Source organism: Mycobacterium colombiense (assembly GCF_003284975.1).
Lineage (GTDB): Bacteria > Actinomycetota > Actinomycetes > Mycobacteriales > Mycobacteriaceae > Mycobacterium > Mycobacterium europaeum_A.
The window spans coordinates 1-9,345 of record NZ_QMEU01000142.1 but is presented as its reverse complement, the minus strand read 5'-3'; the positions used below and the strand labels follow the sequence as shown (position 1 = coordinate 9,345).

The window sequence follows — 9,345 nt, the reverse complement described above, 5'->3', positions numbered from 1 at the left end:
CGGTGCGGCTGACCACCACGATCACCGGCGCCTCGTCACCTCCCGGAAACTGCCTGGCCAGGGCCTCGACCCGGGCGGATTGCGCATCGATTGGAACGGATTGTGGGGATTGGCCCGCGGCGGCGTTACCGCCGATCAGGACCATCAGGCCGACGCCGAGCGCGGCCGCGACCAGCGCCAGCAGCCAGCAACGCCGCCCCGTCGCGGCGGCGGCCACGGAATCCCACACCACGTTTACAACCCTTTCAGTTTGTTAAATATTAATCAACTGAAATGACGCATCGCGACGCGACGGCGCCGGCGGTGCGCAGGAGGGGGCACTATGGACATTATGGACGCGGGGCCGGGGGCAGTGTCGGACGCGAGGGGGTACCTGCGATGACTGCTGACCGCGGCGAGATGACCACCCGCAAGCGGCGGCACATCGATGTCTGCCTGAGCGAGCCGGTCGGCTACCACGGCGTCACCACCGGCCTGGACCGCTATGAACTGCCCTACAACGCGCTGACCCAGACCAACCTGGACGACATCGATTTGTCCACCGAGTTTTTCGGTGCCCGCCTGCGTTCGCCGATCCTCATCGGCGCGATGACCGGGGGTGCGGAGCTGTCCGGGACGATCAACCGCAACCTGGCCGTGGCGGCCCAGCAGCTGGGTTTGGGCATGATGCTGGGCTCGCAGCGGATCATGTTGGACAGTGCGCTGGGGGAGCGGGCGGCGGACAGCTTCGCGGTGCGCGATGTGGCGCCGGATGTCTTGCTGTTCGGCAACATCGGCTTGGCGCAACTGACCAAGACCGCCGCGCCGGATCTGGCGAAGGCCCTGGACCGGGTGGGCGCCGACGCGCTTGCCGTGCATACCAATCCGCTCCAGGAGGCGATGCAACACAACGGCGACACCGACTTCGCCGGGTCGCTGAACAGGTTGCGCGAGGCCGCCGACACCGTCGACTATCCGGTGCTGCTCAAGGAGGTCGGCCACGGCATCGGCGGCGCGGCGGCCGCGGAACTGGTCGGGGGAGAAGGCGGACTGCCGGTGGCCGGAATCGACGTGGCAGGCGCCGGCGGCACGTCGTGGTCGCGCGTCGAGCAGTTCGTGCGGTACGGCGAACTGCGCTACCCGCACCTGGCCGACTGGGGCATCCCGACCGCTCGGGCCATCGTGGAGGTGCGCGAGGTGCTACCGGCGATTCCCTTGGTGGCCTCCGGTGGCATCCGCACCGGTATGGATGCGGCCAAGGCGATCGCACTCGGTGCCGATGTCGTGGCGGTCGCCCGGCCGCTGCTGCCGGCGGCCGTCGAGTCGAGTGCCGCCGTGGTCGACTGGCTGCAGCCGTTCATCGACGAGCTGCGGATCTGCCTGCACGGCTGTGGTGCCGCGAACCTGACGGAGCTGCACGGCGTCAACCTCGTCGGCGCGGACTAGGCCCGCGCGACGTGGCCGTCATCTTGGCCTACGGCTCGCCCGCCCTGGGGCATCTGCTGCCGACCGGGGCGTTGCTCGCCGAACTGACCCGGCGCGGACACGAGGTGCACCTGCGCACGATGTCGGCCGGTCTTTCGACGATGCGATCCATCGGTGTGCACGCCGAGCCGGTCGATCCGCGGATAGAGGCGATCGCCGGCAACGACTGGCAGGCGCGAAATGCTTTGGGAGTGTTGAAGTTAACCATCGACGTGCTGTGCCGGCGGGCGGTGCTGGAAGTCGACGACTTTCGGCGTGCGGTGGGCGCGACCCGGCCGGATGCGGTGATCGTGGACGCGAACTGTTGGGGAGCCCTGTCGGCCGCGGACGCCGGGGACCTTCCGTGGCTGCTGTTCTCACCGTTCACCCCCTACCTGCGGTCCCGCGGGGTGCCACCATTCGGTCCGGGATTTCGCCCGCTGCCGGGCATCGTCGGTGAGATCCGTGACGCCACGGTGCGGCCGATCGTCAGGCACCTGTTCGACCGGCCAATGTTGCCCCGCGTCAACGCCATTCGCGCCGGGCTGGACCTGCCGCCGGTCGCCTCGGTGGACGGCTTCATCCGGCGCGCGCCTCTGGTATTGGCGGTCGGCGGCGAGCCGTTCGAGTACCCGCATCCGGGATGGTCCGGCGTGGTGCACCACATCGGTGCCTGCGCATTCGAGCCCCCGACGGCCGCCCCACCGGAGTGGATCGACGCCATCGAACGTCCGATGGTGCTGGTGAACACCTCCTCGTTGCGCCAGGGTGACGAGGCCTTGGGACGAATCGCGTTGCGCGCGCTCGCCGACGAGGACGTTCATGTGGTGGCGACGTTCCCGGCCGGTGTGCCCGCTGGTCTGCCGCGACCCGAGAACGCGACCGTGTGCCGGTTCGTGCCGCACGCCGCCATCCTCGCCCGCGCCAGCTGCGCCATCACGCACGGGGGGATGGGCACGACGCTGAAGGCCCTCGATCGGGGAGTGCCGGTCTGCGTTGTGCCCTTCGCGCGCGACCAGGCCGAGGTCGCCAGGCGAGTGGAGATGGCCCGCTGTGGAACCCGCCTGACCGCCAAGAAGCTCACCGCGGCACGGCTGAGAGCCAAGGTGCGCAAGGCGATGACGATGGCCGACGGCGCGCAACGGGTGGCCGCGGGGCTCGCCGCAACGGGGGGTGTGGCCCACGGCGCCGACTTGATCGAACAGCGGCTACTGGGCTGCGCCGTCGAGCGGCCGGTTCACTGAGTCGGGCGCGGCGCCGCGTCTCGCCGGACTGCGATGGCCCTTGACCTTCGGTTCGGGGGCTGCGGGCGTCTTCGGACCCGGTGCGGCCAGTCGTGATTCGAAGCCGGCCATCGCCTCGATCATCGCGGTGAACACCCGATGCGCCGCCGCCAGGTCGCGATCGGGAAGGTCGGCGAGCGCCGTATGTAGCTCGGCGCCAAGGGGAGTGAAGAACGAGCGAGCCAGCGCCATGCCTGGCTTCTCATAGCGGAGCAAAGTCTTGCGCCGGTCCTGGGGATCGGGTTCGCGACGGACGTGGCCGGCGTCGATCATGCGGTCGACCAGATAGGTGATCGCGGCCGGTGAGACGTCCATGCGGCGGCGCAACTGGGCTGCCGTCAACGGCTCCCCGGCGGTTTCGGCGACCATGATGTGTAGCAACGCGTGAAAATCCGTGCTGCTGACATCGTTTTGCCGGGCGAAGTGCCGGCCGATGCGGTCGGACTGGGCGGTGATCGCGCGCATGTCGGCCGACATCAATTTCTCGAGTTCGGCTCGATCTGGTCGCCGGTCAGCGGCGGCGCGCTTGGTCACTTACCCGCATCCTTCTCGCAAATACGCCGGCCAGCGTATCGGTGACCGCGGTCCGCGGCACTCGAAACGCGCCGGAGCGTTCGGTGGCCATCAGCCTACGGCACCCTCGGCGGATCGCCGCCGCGGCGGCGCAGCCGGGCCGAGCGGGCGCTATCGGGACTTCGCGGGGTCGTGGCCCCAGTTCATCAACGAGTACCGCCAGGGGCTTTCGTCGATGTCGCCCTGCGGGCGTTGCGCCAGGTGGCGCTTGGCATAACCGACCCCCTTTCGCATGTGCGCGTAGTCGGCCTCGGTGAGGTCGGCGCGTTTGGCCTCCCAGGTGGTGTCTTGGTCGTCGGTCACGGTAACTCCTCGATGCCGTTGTCGCGCATCACTTTGCGCGGCGCAGCGCTTCGGGCTTGTGCACCGCGTCGGCCCCCGTCTTGTCGCTGCGCACCTTGTACTGCGGCTCGTCCTCGGACGCCCGCACCGTGCGCCCGGCGGCTTGGGTGTCGGAGGTGATTTTGGCCTCGACCGTGCCCCGGACCGTGGTGCCGTGGCTTTGCCACTCGACCTTGTCACCCTTTTTGAACTCGTTGTCGCTCATCGTGTTTCACCTTTTGCCGATTCGTCGCTGGGGGAGGCGGTGTGGGCCGGGTGTCCGGCGGTGCGGCGACGCTCCTTGAGGGCCATCTCGTAGACGTGGCGGCGCCCCTCGGTCACCTTTCCCACCGCCTGCGTCACGCCGTCGAGATCGCCATTGGCCACGCCGTCCATGCTTTCCTCCCCGTGTGGTCGGAGCATTCCCGCCGCAGGACGGCGCGAATCGTCGGATTCAACGTTTCAGGAGGTGAATGGTTAAGACGTGTTGTCGCGACGTGTCGCGCGGGCGCCGGTTTGAACCGGCCCGCCCGGGGTATCTGATGTGCCGATGACCGTGATCGAGACGTCGCGACGGCTGGGCCGCGCCGAGCGTAAAGTGCTGCGCCTGCAACGGCGCTTGTGGCTCGCCCAGTTGGCCATGTGGCCCACCGTATTCGCGTTGGCGGTCCTGCTTGCGGGTGCGTCAGTGCTGGCGTGGCGGCGTTCGGCCGGCGGCCGGCACCGCTCGGTTGCCACGGCGACTACTTCCCCCGCCACTACCTCCCACAACAGCGGTGCGACGCCGACGGGTCCGCAAGGCACGACGTAGCCTCGGCGATGCCGGGTGTGTGCCACGATCAGCGCGAGGCAAGGGGTTCGGCGTTCGCCGATCCCGGGTCGGACCGGTCAGGTGGGGACGACGCGGTTCCACACCCGGTGCTCCTCGAGGCCGGTGACGAGCGAGGAGACGATGTCCGACGCGTCGGAGCCCGTGAAGATACCCTCTCCTTCCGCCGGAAGGCCCGCTGTCGCAAGCAGATTGGTCCCCTGCGGCAGCACGCCGATCGGCTTGAGATGACGGAACGCCTCGTCCACGAGGGTTCGCGCACCGGCCTCGACCGGTGATCCAGCGACGAGAACCGCGTCGACTTCCACGGATCGTCCCGTCGAATACGTGCGAGAAACCGTTGGGCCGCCGTCGCGGTTCAGCTTTCCGCCATGCGACGCGAACACCAGGGGAACCAGCTTGGCCGCGGTGATCGCGGCCACCGCCGCCGCCACCTGGCCGGTGTCGGACTCGGCGTCGGTGAGGATACCGATGCGGCGACCGGCCACCGGCCATCGTTGGCCGACTTGCGACAGCGCCGGGCTGACCGCCGGGGCGGCAGGCGCCGCGGCGGGAACGGGCGGCTCCAAACCCAGTCGCGCCGCGACGGCGGCGCACAGTTCGGTGTCGATCTTCGCGAGGACGGCGAGCTCGCGTTCCTTAATCACCTGTTCGTAGCATTTGCCCAACTCGAAGGCGAACGCCTCGACGACATGGGCTTGTTCGACCGGCTGCAGGCTCCGGTAGAACAAGGTCGCCTGACTGAAGTGGTCGTCGTAACTCGCGGGATTTGCGCGACGTTTGGTCGACGCGGGCAGCGGGACCGGGGACTCGATGAAGGCGGCGAGATCGGCTCCGGCGGCGAAAGGGCACCCGCCGTCAAGGGAATTCGGACGGTACGGCGCATTGCCGGGATGTACGCCGTGTTGGTGAAACCCGTCCCGCAACATGTCGTTGACCGGCGCGTGCGGGCGGTTGATCGGAATCTGCGCGAAATTCGGACCACCCAGCCGGGTGATCTGCGTGTCGAGGTAGGAGAACAGCCGCGCGTGCAGCAGCGGGTCGTCGGTGACGTCGATGCCGGGAACCAGATGACCGATGTGGAACGCCACCTGCTCGGTCTCGGCGAAGAAGTTGGTTGGGTTGGCGTTGAGTTGCATGGTGCCGATGATTTGAACCGGGGCCAACTCCTCGGGCACGATCTTGGTCGAGTCGAGCAGATCGATGCCTTCGAACATCTGCTCCGGGTTGTCCGGGAACACCTGGATGCCCAGATCCCACTCGGGGTAGGCGCCCGCCTCGATGGCATCGGCGAGGTCACGACGGTGGAAGTCGGGGTCGACGCCGGCGGCGATCTGCGCCTCCTCCCACACCAGCGAATGCACCCCCAGGCGCGGCTTCCAGTGGAACTTCACCAGCGAGGTCGTGTTGTCCGGCGCGACCAGCCGAAACGTGTGGACGCCGAAGCCCTCCATCGTCCGGAAAGACCGCGGGATCGCCCGGTCGGACATGGCCCACATGGTGTGCGCGGATGCCTCGGTGTGCAGCGACACGAAATCCCAGAAGGTGTCGTGCGCGGTCTGGGCTTGCGGGATCTCGCGATCCGGGTGTGGCTTGGCCGCGTGGATGATGTCGGGGAATTTGATGCCGTCCTGGATGAAGAACACCGGGATGTTGTTGCCGACCAGATCGAACGTTCCCTCGTCGGTGTAGAACTTGGTGGCGAACCCGCGGGTGTCCCGCACGGTGTCGGCCGATCCACGGGAGCCGATCACGGTGGAGAATCGGACGAATACCGCCGTCTCGGCGCCGGACTTGAGAAACCCTGCCTTGCAGAGTTTTTCGGCTGCGCCGTTGCCGCGGAACACGCCATGGGCGCCGGCGCCACGGGCGTGCACCACCCGTTCCGGAATGCGCTCATGATCGAAATGGGTGATCTTCTCGCGCAGATGGTGGTCCTGCAGCAGCGTCGGGCCGCGTTCGCCGGCCTTCAGCGAATGATCGGTGTCATACAGCCGCACACCCTGGGCGGTGGTCAGGTACTCGCCCTGCTGCCCACGCGCGGTCGCCGGGCCCTCCACCGGTGTTCCGGTCGCGGCCCGAAGTTCCGGGGCGATTTGATCGTTCTTGGGTGGCAACGGCTCCCGCGGCGTCGTCGGCTCGGCCAGGTCTGGCGGCTCGGCACCCGGCGCGCTGGGAATGTAACCACTGGCCTGAGCCTGCTGGGCCTTCCCTTCGCGGACCAGATATTCCTGGCCGGACACCGCCCCGATGGCCTGCTTGGCCACTGCCTTGACGCCCTCGACGACACCCTTGACCGGGTTGCTGCGCCCGCCGTCCTCCGCCATCAAATCTCCTTGGTTGGCATGAATTCAGATACGGCCGCCTGAGGCATCGGGCGGCTTACTCCCGCGTTCCCGTCAGCGGCGCCGTGAAACCCCGGCGTGGGTAAAAAGATGAGAACGGGCAAAACTGGTCGTGCCGGCCGGCGTCGGCGGCGCACCTGTCGCCGCACCGGCAACCCGGCACGGAGCGCGCAGAGAGAGCAGCCGGCGGCTCGAACCCTACGAACTTGCGCGAACCTGATAGCGGCGCTCGGCGTAGGCGAGGTCGTCGCGCCACAGTTTGGTGGCCGCGTACCGCATGAACGGTGTGATCAGCGGCGCCGCCCGGGCGGCGCGCCCGAAACCGGGCCGGTCCGAATGCGCGATGGTGGCCTCCAGGACTGCGGTGCGCGGTCGACCGTCGGGTCCCGAACCCATTGGCGTCGCATGGGTTTCGACGACGCTGCCCGTCCCCTCGCCGTCCACGATGCGCATGACGATGGTGCGTGCCTCCGGGCAGCTGAACTCCGCGACGACCGGTACCCCGACGCGTCCCATCCGGAAGGTCACCGCCACCAAGAATCGGTCCACCTCTTCGGTGGGCGTGGTGAGCACGTCGAGCCGGGTGAACGAGTAGGGATGGAACCACGCGCCGTGCCACGGGTCGAGCCGGTTGGCGATGATGTCGCTCGGTTCGCAGACACCCACCATGCCGGCGACCGCGCTCAGGGTGTCGCCCGCCGGCCGTTGCGCAATCACCGGCCGGTCCAGCGGATCCTCCTTGCCCACCGCGTCGAGCCGCACCCACGCCAGGACGCCGTCGTCATGACTGGGCAGCGGGCTCCAGCCGAATTCGCGAGCCTTTCCGTCCAGGGTCAGCCCGTGCCAGCGGCAGATCAGTGCGCCCCGATGCACGGTGCCGGTGGCGAGGTCGGCACCCAGATGGGGGCAACTGCGCGGCCCCACGCATAACCGCCCCCGGTCGTCGCGCCAGGCCACGACCTCAACGCCGGCGACGCGGGCGCCGAAGGGGCGTCCGGCGGGGACCTGGTTACTGGCGGCGAAGGCGTACCAGTTGCCGGTGGGTTTGCGCTGCGAGCGGCGCAGCGCGCCCTCGATGATGGCGGGTTGCGCGTCGCGATAGGTCGGGCGCTGATCGGCCCACGACATGCGTGGGATCACCTGCAGTGGCCACCCTTTGGTCCGGGTGGCGGACAGGCGCTGCTGTAGCTGTTCGCGGAACTTCATGATGTGGTGGATCTTTCGCGGGCGGCAAGCCATCGAAGCAGCGGTGACCGGCCTTGGGTGGGCACCGTGGCCAACGGGTGTCCGGCTAATCCCCATCGTTGCAGGAGTTGGTTCGCGGCGCACCAGCCGGTGGTGGCGGCGCGCTCCATGAGCGCCACCGGCAAGTCGATGCGGATGGCGTCGCCGGCCAGCAACAAGCCTGGGGTGGGCGTGCGGACCGGGGGACGCAAGGGATAGGAGCCCGGCGCAAACAGCGGGCAGTCGCTGCGATGCAGCAGCTTCTCGTGGACGATTTGCGCCGCTGCGGTTTCCGGATACACCCTGTGTAGCTGTAGTAGCGCGGCGGCCCGCGACGGCGCGGAATCCAGGGCGTACGAGTGCAACTCGACCACGGAACCGTGATGCGCGCCGGCCCAGTCGCGGGCTTCGCTTTCGTAGCGCTCCAGCACGCTGATGTTGTCGAGCGGTTCATGGCCGGCGGTGCCCAAAAACGCCGGCCGGTGCGCCGCGACCGGTCGGTCGAGCCACAGCCGATGCACGGCGAACGGCGGCGCGGTGCGCAGCCGCGAGATCTGGGCGCGCCAGGCGTCGGTGCCCAGATCCGGGGAAGCCGCGACGATCCGCTGTAAACCCGCGACGTCGGTGGCCAATACGACGGCGTCGACCTCGCAGTGGTCACCGGAATCGGTGTGCACCCGAAAAGATTTCGCCGGTGCAGTCTCGATGCGCAGCACCTTGGTGGCGAGCCGGAACCGCGCACCGCGACCCTTGAGGTAGCCGCGCAACGGCTCCCACAGGGCGCTGTCGTAGTTCGCCGATGGCACGTCGAAGATCAGGCCCTCGGACGATCCGAGGAAGTAGATGTGAAACATGGTCGCCAACTCGGCCGCGGAGAGCTGGGAGGGGTCGGCGAAGAAGCTGCGGGAGAACACCTCGAAGGCCAGATGCCTTGCGGCCTCGGGGAATCGGATGTCGGAGAGAAACGTCGCGGCGTCGGTGTGGTCCAGGCGCTGGTATGTTCCGGGCACCGATACCGCGGCCAGTGGTGCGGCCGCGCGGGCGTCGATGCGGGTGAAGTCGCGCAGCCGGAACGTCGGGCTGCGCGCCGCGAAGACGACGGCGTTCCACGGCGGGGTGCGCGGCAGCCCGCGGAAGCTGTCGCGCCGGCCGGCGCCGTCGATCAACGGGTAATCCGCGACGGGAGTGAGCATCCGCAATTGCGGGTCGATTCGGCTCAGCAGGGCGCGCAGGTTGTAGTACTGCCGGAAGAACGCGTGGAAGCCGCGGTTCATGGCGAGCTCGGCGCCGCCGTCGCGCTCTGTCCAGCCGCCCACCCGGCCGCCGA

At 68.6% G+C, this 9,345-nt stretch carries 10 protein-coding genes and 1 pseudogene; 3 read left to right on the top strand and 8 right to left on the bottom strand.

From position 1 onward, the window contains the following. A pseudogene (locus DQP58_RS24460) lies at positions 1-232 on the bottom strand (MMPL family transporter); the annotation flags it as partial. A 146-nt stretch (positions 233-378) separates the two neighbouring features. On the opposite strand from DQP58_RS24460, the gene fni reads away from it, so the two are divergent. After that, positions 379-1,425, top strand: coding sequence for a type 2 isopentenyl-diphosphate Delta-isomerase (gene fni, locus DQP58_RS24455; protein WP_112710704.1), 1,047 nt, complete (start codon positions 379-381; stop codon positions 1,423-1,425). A gap of 11 nt (positions 1,426-1,436) precedes the next feature. Further along, positions 1,437-2,687, top strand: coding sequence for a glycosyltransferase (locus DQP58_RS24450; RefSeq protein WP_112710703.1), 1,251 nt, complete (start codon positions 1,437-1,439; stop codon positions 2,685-2,687). Here the strand turns inward: DQP58_RS24450 and DQP58_RS24445 are convergent. The 4 genes from DQP58_RS24445 to DQP58_RS26905 all read right to left on the bottom strand — a co-directional run bounded on the left by DQP58_RS24445 (position 2,652) and on the right by DQP58_RS26905 (position 4,016). After that, positions 2,652-3,260, bottom strand: a complete 609-nt coding sequence (locus DQP58_RS24445) for a MarR family winged helix-turn-helix transcriptional regulator (RefSeq protein WP_112710702.1) — start codon at positions 3,258-3,260, stop codon at positions 2,652-2,654. The two genes, DQP58_RS24450 and DQP58_RS24445, sit on opposite strands and share 36 nt — an antisense overlap. Before the next feature lie 150 nt (positions 3,261-3,410). Beyond that, on the bottom strand, positions 3,411-3,602 hold the full coding sequence (locus tag DQP58_RS24440) for a DUF3140 domain-containing protein (RefSeq protein WP_240630106.1): 192 nt from the start codon (positions 3,600-3,602) through the stop codon (positions 3,411-3,413). A gap of 28 nt (positions 3,603-3,630) precedes the next feature. After that, positions 3,631-3,846, bottom strand: a complete 216-nt coding sequence (locus DQP58_RS24435; protein ID WP_112710701.1) for a DUF2945 domain-containing protein — start codon at positions 3,844-3,846, stop codon at positions 3,631-3,633. Beyond that, positions 3,843-4,016: a hypothetical protein gene (locus DQP58_RS26905; RefSeq protein ID WP_165827950.1), complete on the bottom strand. Its 174-nt coding sequence runs from the start codon at positions 4,014-4,016 to the stop codon at positions 3,843-3,845. The genes DQP58_RS24435 and DQP58_RS26905 overlap by 4 nt, the downstream gene beginning before the upstream one ends. Positions 4,017-4,170: 154 nt before the next feature. Between DQP58_RS26905 and DQP58_RS24430 the strand changes: the two genes are divergently transcribed. Next, the gene (locus tag DQP58_RS24430; RefSeq protein WP_112710700.1) at positions 4,171-4,431 is read left to right on the top strand and encodes a hypothetical protein; all 261 of its coding nucleotides are present in this window, start codon (positions 4,171-4,173) and stop codon (positions 4,429-4,431) included. A 77-nt stretch (positions 4,432-4,508) separates the two neighbouring features. Here the strand turns inward: DQP58_RS24430 and DQP58_RS24425 are convergent, their stop codons facing one another. From DQP58_RS24425 to DQP58_RS24415, 3 genes are all read right to left on the bottom strand, one after another. Next, positions 4,509-6,776, bottom strand: a complete 2,268-nt coding sequence (locus DQP58_RS24425; RefSeq protein WP_112710699.1) for a catalase — start codon at positions 6,774-6,776, stop codon at positions 4,509-4,511. A gap of 216 nt (positions 6,777-6,992) precedes the next feature. After that, positions 6,993-8,000, bottom strand: coding sequence for a DUF5914 domain-containing protein (locus DQP58_RS24420; RefSeq protein ID WP_112710698.1), 1,008 nt, complete (start codon positions 7,998-8,000; stop codon positions 6,993-6,995). Beyond that, on the bottom strand, positions 7,997-9,345 hold a 1,349-nt coding region (locus DQP58_RS24415; protein WP_112710697.1), incomplete at its 5' end, for an FAD-dependent oxidoreductase. The genes DQP58_RS24420 and DQP58_RS24415, both read right to left, overlap by 4 nt.